The sequence below is a fragment of the Williamsia sp. Y853 genome (assembly GCF_056786495.1).
Genome location: NZ_JBXCJC010000005.1, coordinates 46,311 through 63,666, shown reverse-complemented (window position 1 = coordinate 63,666; position 17,356 = coordinate 46,311). Strand labels below are relative to the sequence as shown.

The following is a 17,356-nucleotide window of genomic DNA, read 5'->3' as shown; positions in this document are numbered from 1 at the left end:
AACGCGATGAGGTTCACTGCCGTGAGATAGCCACCCTCGAGATGTCTGCGGGGTCGATGAGGTGGGAATGGTCGTCGTCGCCGACAACGATCTGAACCACATCGATGCGGCCGTTGAATTTGCTCGCGCCGGCGTAGGCAGCGCTGACGGGCAGACCGTAGTCGTCACCGATGTCGGTCGTCTCGTCAGCAGAGAAGATCAGCGGTTGGGTCTGTTCCACCCGGCCCTCGCCGACAGCGACACCGTCATAGAACAGGGTCACGCCTCCGCCCTTGGCGAGTCCGCCACCGTCATAGGCGAATTCGACGCGAATCTGATGACTCCCGGCGGGAAGTACCTTTTCGGCCACGACGGTGAACTCGGTCATTCCCAACAGGTTGTAGACAAATGCGGCGGACCCATCCTTGATATACAGCGCCCAGCCACCGAATCGGCCACCTTGCGCGATGATCACGCCGCTGGTGGTACCGGATGTCGCACTGTCGATCGCCGCGGTGACGCTGAACGACCGGTTCTTGATGTCGATAACGCTGTGTTCGCTGAGGCGTTTCATCCCCGGGAACAACACCTGGGTCGTGCCTTTGATCAGTTGCGGCCGGCCGGCGATTGTCGCGTTCAAGCGTTCGAAACGGCGGTCATCGATGGGCAGGACGTTGTACTTCACCGCCTCGATCAGCCATAACCGCTGCAGCGCGGCCAGTCGCTCCGGCTGCTCTTGTGCGAGGTCATGCGCCTGGGTCCAGTCGTTGGCACCGTCGTAGAGCTCCCATACGTCGTCGTCGAGAGCAACAAGCTCTTCGGCTGGAAGCCAGGGAGTGCTGTGACGGGTCACCGCGCTCCAGCCCTTGAAGTAGATCCCCCGGTTACCGGCCATCTCGAAATACTGCAGATCGTGGCGCTCGGGCACCTCGGCCGCATCGAACGTGTACGCCATGCTCACACCTTCGATCGGCGCCTGCTGGACGCCGTTGACGAACGTTGGTTCAGGCAGTCCTGCGGCCTCGAGAATTGTTGGTGCCACGTCGATCACGTGGGTGAACTGCGACCGAACCTCACCCTTGCTCGATATCCCGGCCGGCCAATGCACGATGGTTCCGTTGCGGGTGCCGCCCCAGTGTGAAGCAACCTGTTTGGTCCATTGCATCGGCGTACACATTGCCCATGCCCAGCCCACCGAGTAGTGGTTGTAGGAATCGACCCCGCCCAGTTTGTCTTTCATCTCGGCCATGAACTCTGGCGTTTCGATCGCGGCAAGACCGTTGAAGTTCGCCATTTCGTTGAACGCACCGTTGACTGTGCCTTCGGCTGAGGCACCATTGTCACCGATGATGTAGTAGATCAGTGTGTTATCCAGCGCGCCAACGGCTTCCACGGCGTCAATGACTCGGCCGACGTGAAAGTCGGTGTGTTCGAGGAAACCGGCATAGATCTCCATCTGCCGCTCCAAGACGGGTTTGAGATCATCACTCATCTCATCCCACGACGGGATCGCGTCCGGACGCGGCGTGAGCACGGCGTCGGCCGGGACCACTCCGAGTTCCTTCTGCCTCGCAATGATCGCCTCCCGCTGCGCATCCCAGCCGCCTGCAAACTTGCCGGCATATTTGTCGGCCCATTCCGGAGGCACGTGGTGGGGTGCATGAGTGGCGCCGGGCGCGAAGTAGACGAAGAAGGGTTTCTCGGGAGCAAGTGCCTTTTGGGTCCGCATCCAGTCGATCGCACGGTCGGCGAGATCTTCCGTGAGGTGATAGCCCTCTTCGGGGGTCTTGTCGGCCTCAACCGGTGTGATTCCTTCATATAGAGCCGGATAGTACTGATTGTTCTCACCGCCGATGAAGCCGTAGAAGTGCTCAAAGCCCCCACCTCCGGTCGGCCACGCATCGAACGGACCCACCGGCGAGGTTTGCCATGGCGGCACTTCGTGGCACTTCCCGAACTGAGCCGTCGAATACCCGTTGAGTTTCAACGTCATCGGCAGCGCTGCTTTGGTGTTGGGTCGCACCCCCGACGAACCCGGCGCCGCCGTGGCGGTCTCGGTGATCATCCCCATCCCGACCGAGTGATGGTTACGGCCACTGAGTAACGCGGCCCGAGTCGGCGCACATAGCGCGGTCGTATGAAACCTGTTGTAGGTCAGCCCACCGGCCTGAAGACGCTCGGCCGTCGGCGTGTTCGATGGACCGCCGAATGCGCTGCTGGCTCCGTAACCCACATCGTCGAGCAGGATGACCAGCACATTCGGTGCGCCCTCGGGTGGCAACAAGGGTTCGATCGGCGGAAAGCTGGTGTCGGGATCCTTCGCGTCGTACGTCACCAATCCCAGGTACTCGCGATCTGGAATCGGAAGATTCCCGCGGCCCGCACTCAACTTGTCCACCATCGTCGACTCCTCATCGTGGCCGATCACTGCACGGCTGCCGCTCAGGAATCGAGCCGCCGATACCTCACCGGAATGGAGATCCAACTCAACTACTCCTGCCGCCGCTCAAGTCTGCAAGGACATCCCACATCTGCGCCTCACCCGAGATGGGTGAGAAGCCCGTGCACCGGAGGTTGAGGCCAGGCGTCCAGGTTGCGGTCTTTCCGGTGATCACCGGAAAGACCGGAGACGGTGCAATCTTCGAGGGTGCAGCAGATTTCGATCTGGAGCTGATCGAGGCGCGAACACCAGATGGCAACACCAAGAGCTCATATACCGGCCTGATCCCGCACCATGCCATGCGAGATGTGCCGGGCGGCGGGGGTCTCAGAGGCGGAGGATTCCAAGTCTTCGATGGCTGAGAATGGGTAAAACAGCGATTCAAGGATCACACCGCCAGGACGGAATACGGTGAGTACATCCAACGGAGATCAGGAGCCCCGTATGCCAAAGCTGGAGATCAAAAAGACATCTACGCTTTCTCGCAAGCAGGCGTCAGAAAAGCTGATCGCGCTCGGCCGAGCATTGGCCGAGGGAGTCGAGGTCGAACTCGGCTCCGGCGGCGACTCCATCACTGTCGAAGTCGCGGACCAAGTCCAGTTCGAGCTCGAAGTCGAAGTTGACGGAGACAAAACCGAGATCGAAATCGAGATCAGCTGGCGTGACAGCGGCCCGAACAATTCGGAGAGCGCTCCCCCGGCAAAAGCGCCATCAAAGACGACTCGCCGCGCGGCCCCACGCAAAGCAACCAACAAGTAAGCCGCACTGCTGCAATCGGTGTAAGCGAAGGACATACCCTTGGCGCCCAACTACGGGTGACGACCAGTGGCCCAATGGCATCGGCAAATTGTTATTGGTAATCGCGCGAGGTGGGGTTGGTGGCGAACATCATGCGTAGGGTCACTGCCGGCAGTTTCCGCTGCGGCCAGGATCTAAGTGTCTAGGACCGCCTCTACACGTTCGTTCAACCCATCGAGCGCTGTCACGTCGATACCGAAACGTCGGTCGAGGAGCTCGATCACCTCGGCGGCGGACTCGAATCTGGTCCGGGTGGAGGTTCCATCCCGATGATGGACGGTCAGGTTTCGCCCCCGGAGATTCCACCGGGCGTCATCGGTCACTCGCGCGACGGTCATTCCTACGACGAATATCGAGCCGGGGTAGGTGGACACGTACCAGCTGCCGACCTGGAGATCGATCTGCGGCACCGCTTCTCGCGAGAACGTGTACAACGGATGCCAACTTCCACGGAGGAGTGCTTCGAGCCGGTATTCGTCTGCGGCCCTTGAGATCCGGTAAGGCTCGTGCCGCGTCGATTGGACCTCGTCGACCACCATCCGAATCGGGGACGACAACGTCTGGCCTCCAAAACCCACGTCCACGAGGTACTCGACACCGGTGTCGGGAACAGTCACCGACAACACGTGGTGTGTCCGGGCCGGTACGGGAGCATCGGTGCCGAGCATCCACACCACACGACCGGCCAGCGGCCGAACGTCGAAACCCACCGCCTCGAGGGCGTACCGCATGAGTCCGTTGTGTTCATAGCAATAGCCACCACGACGACGGAACACAAGCTTCTCGGTCAGCGCTCGCGCGCTCAGATCCACCACCGGTATGCCGAGCAGTGGGTCTAGATTCTCGAAGGGAATGGTGCGGGTGTGGGCTGCGACCAGCGCGTGCAAGGTCTCAGGTGTCGGAGCAACCGGCTTGTGGACGTCGATGCGAGCGAGGTAGGCGTCGATGTCGACGGACGGTTCAGCGGTGTCGAGCTTCCCGGATATGGCCATCTCTCGATGATTCGCCCTCAACCCCACTTGAAGTCAAGCCCCTGCGAGCCACATATTCGATGGGGCGAATACTCAATTGCCGACATCGGGAACGATCTGCACACCGGGTCACTGGCAATCCGCGCATCTCTCCTTTCGGATGAACGTTTGCTACGCCGCGGGAAACTCGAGATTCACCTTCGGGTGGTGGCGGCCGCGAGGCTGCAATGCCCCGACCCAGAGCCCGTCGATCACACTCGCGACGAAGATACTGCTGTCGACTTGGATAGTGGTGCCTAGATGCAGTCGCCCGTTGACGACCATGCGGCCACGGCCACGGCCACGGCCAAGTATCGGCAAATATTCTTCTGGCGGTACAGGATTGGATACCACGTCTGCCACATCCCATGGGAACGGATCACCATCAGTTGCGTCTCGGACCGCTCGCACCGAGTTCTCCAGTAGCAGCGCGGGGTACAGCCGGCGCTCTGCGGGATCGGCATCGGGTCGGGCCGAGGAGTGCGTGGAGACCGTCGTCATACTCCTCTCACTCTCGATTGACCGCACCAACAACCAGTTCGATCAACACGACGCCGGCCGTTGTTCATGGCGATTGTCCAGGGTGGTGCCGCCCAGGAATATCACTGGGCGGCACCACCTGCGAAAAGGGTTTCAGTCGCCTCTCGGCGACTCAGTGTGGGTGGTGCTCTCCAAAGGTCGCCAACCCGCGAATCGGGTGGGGACCACGGATTCCATCAGCTAACTCGATAGGCACCTCCTCGACATCATTCGGACATGAAGGTCGGGAACACCGCAGGGCCGGGCACGAGCTCGATGACTGCGCGTAGCGCGGGTCAGCGCTCGCTCGTCAGCCGGATACGGGTTCGATGGATCTGGCGATATCCGAAGGCTCGATCTCGATAAGCCACCTCCTACATCACTCGCGGGCCACCACCCTGGCGGGCGACCAATCTGTGCAAGATCTTTTTTAGCACTCTGATCCACTGACCGCAACAATCCCCTCAAGAGACTTGCCGCACACGAAAGTTGTTGGTGTACAGGACCACTGATCCCAGATTAGAGACTGAGCGCCGGGACGCTCAAGTAGCAACCGATGATGAGGACGCCGTATACAGCTCGAGACGTCGGTCGTCGAACACATGATTAACGGTGGAGATCTGTCTGTCGCGAGCTGTTGTCAGCGAAAGTTGAGCGCCCGCGAACCCATCGGCGTCCGGTCTGTCGAGCACCCATCCGGCCGTGTCGATGACGGCCGAGCCGCCGGTGAAGTCCTGGTCTCGCTCGCGTCCGGCGCGGTCGGCACAGGCGATGTAGACGTGATTGATTCGGGCTGCGGCCCGAGCCAGCATGATCTGTGGGGGTTCGTCGCCGTAGGGTCGGGTTTCGAGCGCCCAGTTGGTCGGCACGGTGATCAGGTCGGCACCCCGCATGGCAAGGCTCCTGGCCATTTCCGGGAACTCCAGGTCGTAACAGATGAGCACACCCACTCGGCCGAACTCGGTGTCGACGATCGGTGGCGCGTCGACGCCCGCAGTGAAGAATCGCTTCTCGAGGTTCCAGAGATGCGTCTTTCTGTAGACCGCTTGGACGCCGTCCGCGCTGACCATCGCCGCGCTGATATAGACGTTGTCACCCGACTTCTCGGCGAACCCGCCGACAACCAGTCCCGGTGAGCCCGCGAGCGCCTGCGCCCATCGCGCAAAGACCGGATGCTTAGCCGTGATGGCACACGAGTGGACCTCGTCCATCGAGTCAAACATATAGCCGCTCAGAGACAATTCGGGGACGACGATAATGTCGGCACACCGCTCACGGGCGGCCTCGATCGCATTCACGGTGAGCTCGATGTTCGCATCGAGATCGAGCAGCCGAGGTGCCACCTGCACCACGGCCACCTGCGCAGGCGGGGTCATGCGTTCCGTCCCAGCGGGAATCGCTCGTCGCCACGCAGCGCCAGGAGGTCTTCGAGTTCTTTCGCGGCATTCTTCAGATCTGCCACGGCCTGGTCGATCTTCGGCTCCAGACGGAAGGTCGGCCCGGAAACACCGAGAGAGGCGATCAGCACTCCCCGGTAGTCGCGCACCGGCACCCCGACCGCCGCCAGTCCTGCCTCGAACTCGTCGACGACGATTGCATGCCCGTCGTCGCGGGCGCGGGCAACTGCCTCGATGAGGTCGTCGACAGTCTGGACGCCGCCCGCGGTCGCACTGCGCAGGTCATGTCCGGCGTACATCTCGCGGATTTCGACAGACGTCCGGTCGGTGAGCAGCACTCGGCCAACGGACGTCGAGTACAGAAACCAGTGCGTGGACATCGCTTGAATCGAGTGATTGGCGGTCCGCTCGGCCACCGACGGCGCCTCGAGACCAGAGCGGACAGAGAGGTACACCGACTCGTCCAGGCGAACAAGTAGGCCGTCGAGCACTTCGCCCGCGCATTCCAGCAACCGCTGGTCGCCGCTCACTTGCGCCATGTTGAAGATTCGCCACCCCAACCGGAAGGCACGAGTTTTGGGATCCCTGTCGACCATCCCGTACTCCATGAGCACCTTGAGGCTGCGCGAGATCTGACTCTTGTCCATATCGAGGATCTCGGCGATCTCCGTGACGCCGAGCCCGCCACCCTCACGGGCACGGCGGGTTTGCAGCGTGAGTAAGACCTCGAGACCTCGGCGAATGCTCGTATCGCGTGTTGGCGGCATGATCGTAGCCTCCGTCACCAATTGCAATGTGCGCAACAGCAAATGGCTCATTTGCAACTTCGGAAACATATTCTTAACGTCCCCGTCACCAACCAGGTACTTCTCGGGTGAAACATTCACTGTGTTCATACAGCAACTCCAGTTGCTATATTGCCAACCTTTGAAAAGAGGGCTCATGCGCCGCAAGTTCTGGCGTCTACTTTCCGCGACCACCGTATGCGTGGCGCTCGGCGTCTCCCTGACGGCATGCGGGGAAGGGACGGACTCCGACACCGGAACCCTGAAGTTCCTCAACTACGGCGACTGGGTCGGCGCAACCGAGATCGCGGACTTCGAGAAGGCCAACCCCGGGATCAAAATCGAGCAGTTTGCACTGCCTGAAGGCGGTTCGTCGGCGTTGGCTGCCCAATTGGCCAAGGACAAGGGTGTTTACGACCTCGTCGCGGTCGGCAATGCCACGGCTGCCCGGTTGGAGGCAGGCAAACAGCTCGCTGAATTCGACCCGGCATCGGTTCCGAATCTCGCAAACATGCCGCAGGAGTACGTCGACCAGTTCCCGTGGGGCATCCCCACGGACCTCGGCAAGACCGGGATCATCTTCGACAAGGCGAAGGTCCCGAATCCCCCGACATCGTGGAAAGACCTCTTCGACAGGGCCGAGCAGTGGTCGGGCAAGATCGTGCTCCCGGACTACGACCTCGACGTGGTGGCAATCGCCCTTCTCGCTCTCGGTTACGACATCAACACCACCGACAGTGGTGAGCTCGCGGAAGCCGAAGCGAAAATCAAGGAGATCAAGCCGCACCTGATGGCCTTCCAGCGGACCGGGCAGGCGAAATCGGTGATCGAAGGCTCGGCCTTGATCGCAGTGGCCCCTGACTATGCGTTCGCCGGTGCGAATAACGATGCGTTGGGCTGGGTTTCGCCGGAAGAGGGCACGCCGGGCTACATCGAAGGCGTCGCACTCGTTCCGGGGAGCAAGAAGAAGGAAGAGGCACTCAAGTTCCTCAACTCCCGCCTCCAGCCGCAGACGTATGCCGGGTTCATCAACAACACCGGTGCCTCGTACCTGATGCCGTCGGCCGAGCAGTTCATCGAGCCGCGCATCCTGGAGAACCCGGCACTCAAGCCGAGTGAGACCTCTCCGTTTGTTGCCGAGCAGTTCCTGTCGGCGGAGGACACCGAAGCGCGGGCCAAGATGTGGAACCGGATCAAGGCGAACTGATGTCCCAGGATCTACTCGACGCTCCACCCGGAGCATCGGTGCCGCGCGCGAAGGGCTCCCCACCCTCGCCGCGACGACCTCGCGGCTGGTCCGGAATCCTGCTCGCGGCACCGATGACCGCCTATGTCGCAGTCTTTTTCGTTGTCCCGCTGATAGTGCTCGCGATCTACAGCGTCTCCGAGTTCGATCTGCTGACCTTCGAAGTGAAGTCAGATTTCACACTCGAGAACTACCGTGAACTGTTCAGCGACACGTATATCGGAGCGGTGGTGCGGTCGCTGCTGATGACAGTCATCATGACCGTCGTCTGCGTGGTACTCGGATTTCCTGTGGCACTGACGATCTCCCGGGCCAGCGGCAAACTCAAGGCTATTCTGCTGGTCGCGGTCATCGTTCCGTACTGGATCAGTTTCGTGGTCCGCACCTACGCCTGGCTCGAGTTGCTGTCACCGACAGGCGCGGTCACCAAGCTCGCCGCGTTCCTTCATATCGTCCCCGACGGCACGCAGCTCGGATATTCACCCTTCGCGATCGGTGTCGGCATGGTCGCCGGCTACCTGCCTCTGATGATCCTGCCGATGTTCATGGCCTTGGATCGCATCGATCCGAGCCTGGGGGAAGCGGCGGCCGACATGGGACTGAGCAAGCGCCGAAGCTTCTGGAAGATCACCGTGAAGTTGGCCATGCCCGGCACCATCGCCGGTGTACTCCTGGTGGGCATCCCGGCAACCGGTGAATACACCATCCCGGCGATCCTGGGCGGCTCGAAGACCCTGTTGATCGGCAATGTCGAAACCGAACAGTTCCTCTCCACCGGCAACTACCCGTTCGGATCTGCCATCGCGACCACTCTGATGACCGTCATGCTTGTGGTTCTCTTTGTGTCCCGCAAGCGACTCGACCGATTGGGAGACATCACATGACGCGCCGCATCAGCCCGGCAGCCATCGTCACCATTGTCGTTCTCGCATTTCTCTACCTGCCCATCGGCATGGTGATCATTAATGCGTTCAATGCGAACGAGAACCTCATCAGTTGGGGTGGAACGACATTCAAGTGGATCACCGGGGCGTTCGCCGACGAACGTGTCCGAGAGGACTTCCTGACGAGCTGCGTGATCGCGCTGCTCTCGACGGTTGTCGCGGTGACCCTGTCGCTGGCCGCCGTGATGGCGGTGTCCCGTCTACCCAAGCGCGCCGGCGGCGTGTTGCAAACCCTCACCTACGCGCGATTGATGATCCCGGAAGTCGTCATCGCTGCAGGCATCCTCGTGGTCATCCAGCGCCTGGGGTTGAGCACGGGTATGTGGTCGGTGGTGGCGGGACACATCGTGTTCTGTTCGGCCTACGCGACGCTGGTGCTCCAGTCGCGGTTCGCCACCTTGACGGGCACGTATGACGAGGCCGCCGCCGACCTGGGCGCCCCACCATATCGGGTGTTCCTGCGGGTGCTGTGGCCGATGATGATGCCCGCCGTGGTGATCGCGGCACTGCTCTCGTTCACGTTCTCGTTCGACGACGTGGTCAGCACTGTCTTCTTGGCCGGACCGGAGACCGAGACGCTGCCGGTACTCATCCTCAGCCTCTCGCGCCACGGCACGTCCCCGGAAGTCAACGCGATCGCCGTCGCTTTCATGTTCGTCTCGCTCGTACTGATGTGTCTGGTCGGGTTGGCCTCGCGTCGGCCCAACAAGCAGTCACGTCGCGCCACCTCGGAAGAAGAAGTCTCATGACAACCACTGCCGATCGGGATCAGAGCCCCGCATCACTGCGGCTCGAGGATCTCGCCTGCGCCTTCGGCGACCACCAAGTCGTCAAGGGCATCAATCTCGACATCAAGGGAGGTGAGTTCTTCTCCCTCCTCGGCCCCAGCGGCTGCGGCAAGACCACCACGCTGCGGATGATCGCCGGCCTCGAAAAGGCCACCGCTGGACGCATTCTCGTCGACGATGCCGAGATCCAGAGCGTGGCGCCGCACAAGCGACCGGTGCACACCGTCTTCCAGAATTACGCCCTCTTCCCGCACTTGAACGTGTTCGAGAACGTCGCGTTCGGGCTTCGCGAGCGCAAAGAGAACAAGTCGGTCATCAAGGAGAAGGTCTCTCGATTCCTTGATCTGGTCGAATTGACCGGCAAGGAAGAACACCGCCCACGCGAACTCAGCGGCGGAATGCAACAGCGTGTCGCGCTTGCGCGCTCACTGGTCCTCGGCCCCCGCGTGCTCCTGCTGGACGAACCACTGGGTGCTCTGGACCTGCGGATGCGTCGCCAGATGCAGGTGCTGCTCAAATCGGTGCAACACGGGCTGGGCATCACGTTCGTCTATGTCACGCATGACCAGGAAGAGGCATTCGCGATGTCCGACCGCGTCGGGCTCATGCAGGACGGTCATCTGGTCCAGGTCGCCTCGCCCACCGATGTCTACCACCAACCCACCACCCGCTTCGCTGCCGGTTTCGTGGGTGCCTCGAACAGCCTCGACGCGACCGTCACGAGTCCAGGTCAAGGCTCTTTCGACGTGGTCATCCCCGGGATTGGCGAGGGCCATGTCGACGGAGTCGGCAACGTCGCCGCAGACGAGAAAGTCACCCTGATCCTGCGACCGGAAATGGTCAGTCTCCAGCCCGGCGCAGACACCGACTTCCGGGCCGAGGGCATCACGCAGGACATCGCTTTCCTGGGTGCGCGCACCTCGGTGCGGGTCGAACTGGAGACCGGACAGGTGATCACCGCCGACGTCGCCAGCCGCACCGTACCCGCCGATGTAACGGTCGGAACTCCCTGTCATGTCTCCTGGCGCAGCACCGACATGTGGGCGGTGACCCAATGACCTATTCCATCGTTGCCCGCTGCGGGCGCACCGGCCAACTCGGTGTTGCCACAAGCACTTCCGACGTCGCTGTCGGGGCACGCGTGCCATGGCTGCGCACCGGGGTCGGCGCCGTCGTCACCCAGCACCGCACCGATCCCCGCCTCGGGCCCCGGATGCTCGACCTGATGGAGCGCGGAGCAACCGCCGCGGAAGCCGTTGACGGCGCACGCCATTCCAGTGTCCACGCCGATTGGCGCCAGCTCGCGGCCATCGGGACCACGGGGCCCGGCGTCGGCTGGACCGGTGCGCACGTCGATGCGACCGGTGTCACCGTCGTACCCGCGGCAGACCATGTGGTCGTCGGCAACATCCTTGTCGGCGACGTGGTGGGCCAAGCTGCGAGCAAGGCCTTCGACGCCGGCAGCGACCTGGAACTCGGCGAACGCCTGGTTCTCGCACTCGAAGCCGGGCTGGCCGCAGGCGGCGAGCCGGATCCGCTGCGTTCTGCATGCCTTCGGATACATGGACACGAATCGTTTCCGCTCGTCGACCTACGCGTCGATGAGCACCCTGAACCTCTGCGTGAGCTCCGCCGACTGTGGGAGTTGTACGGTCCCGCGGCCGGAGAATACGTCAGCCGCGCACTGGATCCCGATGCTGCGCGTGGCGTGGCGCCCGGCGCGGAGGATGCCGATGCCTGAGACGACATCAGCTGAGAGAACCACGCCCCCTTCGGTCGCCGAGCTCACCGCACTGCTCGAGCCGCGACTGCGGAGCATTCTCGAACTGGCCGAGCGGCTCACCGAGGTCGAGAGCGGATCGTTCCTGCCCGCAGGCGTCAACCGCGTGAGTAACCTTGTCGCGCAACGGCTCGAGCCCCTCGGGTTCACTGCGGCCTGGCACACGATCGCGCCGGAACGGGGTCAGGCGTTCGAGGCCACCCTGGACACCGGGCAACCCGGACTTCGGCTGCTCGTGCTTGGCCACGCCGACACGGTGTGGCCGGCGGGATCAACTGACGACTGGCCGGTGGTGACCGACACCTCCGTCATGTCCGGACCCGGTCTCGGCGATATGAAATGCGCCCTGGCGATGGCCGTCCATGCGATCGAAGCCGTCCTCGAAACCTCGGCGCCGGGCGTCGCCTCGATCACCTACGCACTTGTGCCGGATGAGGAACTCGGCAGTGTCGACAGTCGCGAATGGCTGGCGGACCTCGGGCGACGCACGGACGTATGTCTGGCCCTGGAGGCTGGTCTGGCGGATGGTGGTGTGATCGTCTCCCGTGGCGCGGTAGGGGCCATGATCATCACCGCTCACGGAAAGACATCACACTCCACCGACAACAATGGTGTAAGTGCCCTTCGCGCATTGGCACCGCTGGTGGCGAAGTTCGAATCGCTCACCGACCGGGATCGACGCACGATTTGCACCGCCGGGATCCTGCGCAGCGGCACCGCTCGCCAGGTCGTTCCCGATCATGCCGAACTCCACCTGGATCTGCGTGCCCCCGACAACGCGGCAGGTGAGTCACTGGTCGCCGAGGTTCGCCGCCTGGCCGAAGCACGCTCCGGCAACGGCGTCACCATCGAGATCTCAGGGGGCATAACAAGACCCGCACTCCCCCGCACCGTCACCAACCCTGTGTATTCACTCGCCGAAGATCTGGCGTCGGCAGCCGGACTGTCGCTGCGACGGATCGATGAGATGGGCGGCTCGGACGCCAGCCTTGTCGGACAGTTCAGTCCCCTCGCGCTCGACGGTTTGGGACCAACCGCCTTCGACCAGTGCAGCCGCGCCGAATCGGTGCTGCGCAATTCGGTTGTGCCCCACACGGCAATACTCGCCGCGCTCATCGCTCACGCAGGCGAACTCGCCCAACATCTACCGAACCAGGAGGACCACAAATGACAAGCGACTCGCTCACGTGTGTCCAGGGTGTTGCAAATATGACTAGTCAAGTTGTTGATACAACAACTGTTGATACGAGTGACGTTCTCGAGTTCATCGTCGGGCTCACCTGGCAGCAGGTACCGCCTGAGGTACGGCGCAGACTCGGCATGTTGTGCCTCGACGCCTCCGTCGCGGCCCGCGCCGGCACCGAACTGCTTGCGGCACAGATCATCACCGACTTCGTCACGACCACGATGCGCGGCGAGGAGGCCACCTGCCTGCTCGACGGACGTCGCGCATCGACACCGGGCGCAGCACTGGCAAACGGCACGCTGATGAACGCCGTCGATTACGACGACGGGCATGCACTCGCCAAGGGGCACCCGGGAGCCGTGATCATCCCGGCCGCGCTGGCGATGGCCGAGGCAACCGGCGCGACCCACGAGGAATTCCTCCTGGCCACGCTGATCGGCTACGAGGTCGGCATCCGCGCCGCGATCGCCCAGCACGATCGTTGGCCGCTCTTTCACAGCAGCGGCACCTGGGGCGCCATCGGCGCCGCGGCTGCAAGCGCTCGGCTTCTGAAGCTGTCGCCGAAGCAGGTTGACGCCGCAATCGGGTTGGCGGAATACCACGCTCCGGTCGACCTGATCATGCGGGCAGTGGCCGAACCCACGATGGCCAAGGATGCGATGGGGTGGGGCGCGCACGTCGGCGTGACCAGCGCCCAACTCGCGGCCGCCGGATTCACCGCTCACCGTTCCGAATTCGTCGCCGATCGTCTTCACGGCGACACCGCCGATCTGGGCAGCGAATGGCAGGTGATGCAGATCTACGTCAAGCCCTTCCCGTGCTGTCGCTGGGTGCACCCGGCGCTGGCCGCCGCCGAGCAGGTCCTGCGCGACCTAGGCCTCGAACGACTCGATCCCGCCGACGTGACCGGTGTCCGGGTCCGAACCTTCCAGGCCGCGGCCGACCTGGCCCGGCTGGTGCCGACCACCAGCGAAGAGGCCCAGTTCAATCTGATCTGGCCGCTGGCCACCTACCTGACCACCGGCGGTTTCGGGATGGAGTCGATAACACGCGACCTCGGTGATCCGACGATCGCCCGGATGGCCGATCTCGTGGAGATCGTCGTCGACCCCGAACTCGAAGCCGGGTTTCCCGCGGTTCGTCGCAGCGCGCTCCAACTGACCCTCGCAGACGGCCGGACAGTGGACAGCGGGCCGTACTCCGCGGCCGGGAACGCGGACGATCCACAGTGGGAGGACGTGGTGCGCGCCAAGTTCCCCACCGTCCCCGACGAGCGATGGGCGGCCTTCGATCCCACCCCATCACCTGTTGCCTTCCGAGACTTGGTGGACGGAGATCCATTGCACCCGTTGACCTATCCGCTGACCCCGATCGAAGAGGGGGACCTCGGCGCCGCCTGATCGACCTCCTCACCTCATGCGCGGGTACCGCGCCCATTTCCATGCCCTACACCTCACCGTCGTAATCCATCACTGAAGGAGAAATCATGACCTCCCCCGAACAGACCAAACGCCTCGCTGCCATCGATGCGCTCGCCACAGGTTTCCGTGACCGCGCTCGCCGCTACGACGAAGAGGCGATCTTCCCCACCGAGAACTTCACCGAACTGCACGAAGCGGATCTCCTTGCCCTGACGCTTCCCGAGAAGTGGGGTGGCGCCGGCCTGTGGAGTGAGGGTGGCTTCGCCGAGTACTACGAGCTCATCGAGCGAATTGCCGCCATCGATGCTCCGACGGCACAGCTCTTCCAGGTCCACTCCCACGCCATCGGCATGCTGTCTCACGCGGCCACCGATGCACAGATGGAAAAGTACGTCGCCCCGATCGCCAAAGCCGGCCAGCTTGTCGCTTCCGTGGGCAGCGAGGCAGTTCCCGGCAAGAACAACGTCGGCACGTCGAGCAGCCAATTGACCCGCAATGAGCAGGGCCAGTGGGTCCTCAACTGCACCAAGCACTTTGCCTCCCTCGGCCCCGGCGCCTCGCACTACATCATCTGGCTGGCGTTGCCGGGCACCGAAACCTACGACCACCGCACGGTCGCGGTGCTCGTCCCCCGCGACGTCCCCGAGGTCGAACTGATCGACAACTGGGACGTGCTCGGCATGCGATCGACCGTCAGCTGGGCGGTCAAGGTGACCGACTACGTGCTCCCCGACGACGCGATCTTCGGTGAGCCGGGCGCGTGGGAGACCGACGACACCCGCACATTCACGCTCGCTTTTGTGGCCAACCACCTCGGTGCTGCTCGTGGCGCGTTCGACTTCACCGTCAATTGGGTGCGCGAGCGTCCGCAACTCGCCGACAGTGAACTGATCCAGTTCCAGCTCGGTGAACTCGCAGCCAAGATCTCGACCGCTCGCGCCGGGATGTTCGACGCAGCAGCCGCGTGGGATGCGGGCCAGCGATCGGAGGGCGAGTTCCGCGGCGTCCACACCCTCACCGTCGCCAAGCAGGTCTCCCTCGAGGTCACGTCTCGTTGCCTGGACATCTGCGGATCGCGCTCGATGTTCAAGACCTACCCGCTCGAGCGTTTCTACCGCGATACCCGGGCGTTCTCGCTGCATTACCGCGTGGACAACTACACCCGCAATCTCGGTGCATCGCTGCTGACGCAGGGGTTCTCGGTCAACGGCAACGGCGGACTGACCCCGACCCAGGCCTGACGGCTCACCGCACAATCACCTTTCGGCCTTCAACATCACGGGAGCGCACTCATGCAATCGATGACAACCACCACCGATCCGTTGGCTCTCAAGGCCGCGTACGCGAGAATCCCGACCGGGGTCACCGCCGTATGCGGTCAGGTCGAGGGTGAGTTGATCGGCATGGCCGCAAGTTCTTTCACCGCGGTGTCGTTGGATCCGCCGCTGGTGTCGCTGTCCGTCATGAACGGCTCGCGCACCTGGCGGCGCCTGCAGGATGCTCAGCGGCTCGGCATCAGTGTGCTGGCGGCGGACCAGGGAGCTGTATGTGGAGCGCTGGCGGCGAAAGAGGGAGATCGATTCGCGGGCGTCGACACAGTTGTGACGCCCGGCGGTGCCGTGCTCGTGCAGGGAGCGGGCGTCCGGCTGGAATGTGAGATTCAGAGCATCCAGCCCGCCGGCGACCACCTCCTCGTGCTGTTTCGGGTGGTCGGCCTCGATGTCGATGCCGAACACGAACCGCTGGTGTACCTCGCAGGCAACTTCCGCGGACTGGTTCCCGACCTGCCGCCGAGCGTCAACTGACTGCATCAAATGCCACCGCCCCGAATCGATTCCGATTCGGGGCGGTGGCATTTTGGCCGGGAGTCAGCGCATTTCGGCGGCACCCTCATAGGGGTTCAGACTCAGCAGCAGATCGTTCTCGGCAAAGCGGGAATACCGGAAGTCGCGGGGTTCGACATTCGGCAGTGTGGTTGTACCGTCGGTCACCAGATCGGCGACGAGCTTGCCGACAGCCGGAGAGATCTTGAATCCGTGACCGGAGAATCCGGTGGCCAAGAACAAACCGTCGACCGGCGACGGACCGATGATGGGGTTGTAGTCCGGCGTGACGTCATATGCACCTACGTATGAGCTGGTGACACGCGGGTCGGGCATGTCCGGAAGACGATGGCCCATCTTCATGACGATCTTCTCGAACGTGTCGTCATCCGCCCGGTTGACGTAATTATCTGGATCGATGTATTCCGGGGTCTGGTGATCGGAGTTACCAACCAGCAGTTCACCGTTCGGCTCGCGACACACATAGGACAGTCCCGCGAGGTCGGAGAGCACCGGCACCACCGGGGTGGGCTCGCCTTGATCGATGAGTACCAGCTGGGCTCGCTGCGCCTTGACGTCGAGGTTGAAGCCCAGGGGTGCGGTCAGACGCGGGGCCCACGGTCCGGTCGCGAGGATGACTGTGCCGCTGTGGATCTCATCACCGCTCGCAAGCCGCACGCCGTATACCCGGTCATCGTCTCCGCGGAGAAGTTCGGTCACTTCAGTCGATTGCCGAATGGTGACGCCGCGACGGCGAGCCGCCACTCCGAATGCCATCCCGGCCATCGACGCCTCGCCTCGGCCACCTCGGGGCTCATACGCGAACGCGGCGAAATCGTCGAGATGCAGCTTCGGCCAGAGTTCACTCATCTTGTCGTGGCCGATCAGGTCGACCTCGACACCCAGGCCCTGCATCATCGCGACGTTCTTCTGCAGTGGTTCGATGTTGTTCTCCGCCACACCGACGACATATCCGCATTGCTGGAATGCCATGTCGTCGCCGAACAGTTCGGTAGCTCGTTCGAAGATGTCGACGCTGTACCAGGACATGGCGGCCAGCGACGGGGTGCCGTAGTGGGCACGCACAACCCCGCTCGATTTGCCGGTCATGCCGGAACAGATGGCGTGTCGTTCGACGACGACGATCCCGGTCTCGCCGCGATCGGCGAGCGACCACGCGATGGCAAGTCCTTCCAGTCCGCCGCCGACAATGACGTAGTTGGCTGTCTCGGTCATCTCT

Annotated in this window: 15 protein-coding genes and 1 pseudogene; 11 read left to right on the top strand and 5 right to left on the bottom strand. The window is 62.9% G+C overall.

What is annotated here, in order from left to right; translation table 11 throughout:
• Positions 1-13: 13 nt before the first annotated feature.
• On the bottom strand, positions 14-2,368 hold the full coding sequence (locus tag AC1TPF_RS24875; RefSeq protein WP_482145708.1) for an arylsulfatase: 2,355 nt from the start codon (positions 2,366-2,368) through the stop codon (positions 14-16).
• Positions 2,369-2,565: 197 nt separating this feature from the next.
• Here AC1TPF_RS24875 and AC1TPF_RS24870 point away from each other — a divergent pair.
• Positions 2,566-2,702: pseudogene (locus AC1TPF_RS24870) on the top strand (dihydrofolate reductase family protein); the annotation flags it as partial.
• 161 nt (positions 2,703-2,863) lie between these two features.
• Positions 2,864-3,178, top strand: coding sequence for an amphi-Trp domain-containing protein (locus tag AC1TPF_RS24865; protein ID WP_482145619.1), 315 nt, complete (start codon positions 2,864-2,866; stop codon positions 3,176-3,178).
• A 173-nt stretch (positions 3,179-3,351) separates the two neighbouring features.
• On the opposite strand, the gene AC1TPF_RS24860 is transcribed toward AC1TPF_RS24865, so the two are convergent.
• The 3 genes from AC1TPF_RS24860 to AC1TPF_RS24850 all read right to left on the bottom strand — a co-directional run bounded on the left by AC1TPF_RS24860 (position 3,352) and on the right by AC1TPF_RS24850 (position 6,910).
• Positions 3,352-4,209 carry an arylamine N-acetyltransferase family protein gene (locus AC1TPF_RS24860; protein WP_482145618.1) on the bottom strand — a complete coding sequence of 286 codons (858 nt, stop codon included), beginning with the start codon at positions 4,207-4,209 and terminating at the stop codon, positions 3,352-3,354.
• Positions 4,210-5,288: 1,079 nt separating this feature from the next.
• On the bottom strand, positions 5,289-6,122 hold the full coding sequence (locus AC1TPF_RS24855; RefSeq protein ID WP_482145617.1) for a nitrilase-related carbon-nitrogen hydrolase: 834 nt from the start codon (positions 6,120-6,122) through the stop codon (positions 5,289-5,291).
• Complete coding sequence (locus AC1TPF_RS24850) at positions 6,119-6,910, bottom strand: IclR family transcriptional regulator (protein WP_482145616.1); 792 nt, start codon at positions 6,908-6,910, stop codon at positions 6,119-6,121. Before AC1TPF_RS24850 ends, AC1TPF_RS24855 begins: the two co-directional genes overlap by 4 nt.
• A gap of 175 nt (positions 6,911-7,085) precedes the next feature.
• Between AC1TPF_RS24850 and AC1TPF_RS24845 the strand changes: the two genes are divergently transcribed.
• From AC1TPF_RS24845 to AC1TPF_RS24805, 9 genes are all read left to right on the top strand, one after another.
• Positions 7,086-8,135 carry an ABC transporter substrate-binding protein gene (locus tag AC1TPF_RS24845; RefSeq protein WP_482145615.1) on the top strand — a complete coding sequence of 350 codons (1,050 nt, stop codon included), beginning with the start codon at positions 7,086-7,088 and terminating at the stop codon, positions 8,133-8,135.
• Complete coding sequence (locus tag AC1TPF_RS24840; RefSeq protein WP_482145614.1) at positions 8,135-9,058, top strand: ABC transporter permease; 924 nt, start codon at positions 8,135-8,137, stop codon at positions 9,056-9,058. The genes AC1TPF_RS24845 and AC1TPF_RS24840 overlap by 1 nt, the downstream gene beginning before the upstream one ends.
• The gene (locus AC1TPF_RS24835; RefSeq protein WP_482145613.1) at positions 9,055-9,867 is read left to right on the top strand and encodes an ABC transporter permease; all 813 of its coding nucleotides are present in this window, start codon (positions 9,055-9,057) and stop codon (positions 9,865-9,867) included. The genes AC1TPF_RS24840 and AC1TPF_RS24835 overlap by 4 nt, the downstream gene beginning before the upstream one ends.
• Entirely contained in the window at positions 9,864-10,964 is a 1,101-nt protein-coding gene (locus AC1TPF_RS24830) for an ABC transporter ATP-binding protein (RefSeq protein ID WP_482145612.1), read from the top strand. The genes AC1TPF_RS24835 and AC1TPF_RS24830 overlap by 4 nt, the downstream gene beginning before the upstream one ends.
• Positions 10,961-11,647 carry a DUF1028 domain-containing protein gene (locus AC1TPF_RS24825; RefSeq protein WP_482145611.1) on the top strand — a complete coding sequence of 229 codons (687 nt, stop codon included), beginning with the start codon at positions 10,961-10,963 and terminating at the stop codon, positions 11,645-11,647. The genes AC1TPF_RS24830 and AC1TPF_RS24825 overlap by 4 nt, the downstream gene beginning before the upstream one ends.
• Positions 11,640-12,857 (top strand): M20/M25/M40 family metallo-hydrolase, encoded by a 1,218-nt coding sequence (locus AC1TPF_RS24820; protein ID WP_482145610.1) that lies wholly within the window; start codon positions 11,640-11,642, stop codon positions 12,855-12,857. The genes AC1TPF_RS24825 and AC1TPF_RS24820 overlap by 8 nt, the downstream gene beginning before the upstream one ends.
• Positions 12,858-12,895: 38 nt before the next feature.
• Complete coding sequence (locus AC1TPF_RS24815) at positions 12,896-14,272, top strand: MmgE/PrpD family protein (protein WP_482145609.1); 1,377 nt, start codon at positions 12,896-12,898, stop codon at positions 14,270-14,272.
• An 86-nt stretch (positions 14,273-14,358) separates the two neighbouring features.
• Positions 14,359-15,534, top strand: coding sequence for an acyl-CoA dehydrogenase family protein (locus tag AC1TPF_RS24810; RefSeq protein WP_482145608.1), 1,176 nt, complete (start codon positions 14,359-14,361; stop codon positions 15,532-15,534).
• A gap of 51 nt (positions 15,535-15,585) precedes the next feature.
• Positions 15,586-16,098 (top strand): flavin reductase family protein, encoded by a 513-nt coding sequence (locus AC1TPF_RS24805; RefSeq protein WP_482145607.1) that lies wholly within the window; start codon positions 15,586-15,588, stop codon positions 16,096-16,098.
• A 63-nt stretch (positions 16,099-16,161) separates the two neighbouring features.
• Here AC1TPF_RS24805 and AC1TPF_RS24800 read toward each other — a convergent pair whose 3' ends face one another.
• Entirely contained in the window at positions 16,162-17,352 is a 1,191-nt protein-coding gene (locus AC1TPF_RS24800; protein ID WP_482145606.1) for an NAD(P)/FAD-dependent oxidoreductase, read from the bottom strand.
• Positions 17,353-17,356: the final 4 nt, after the last annotated feature.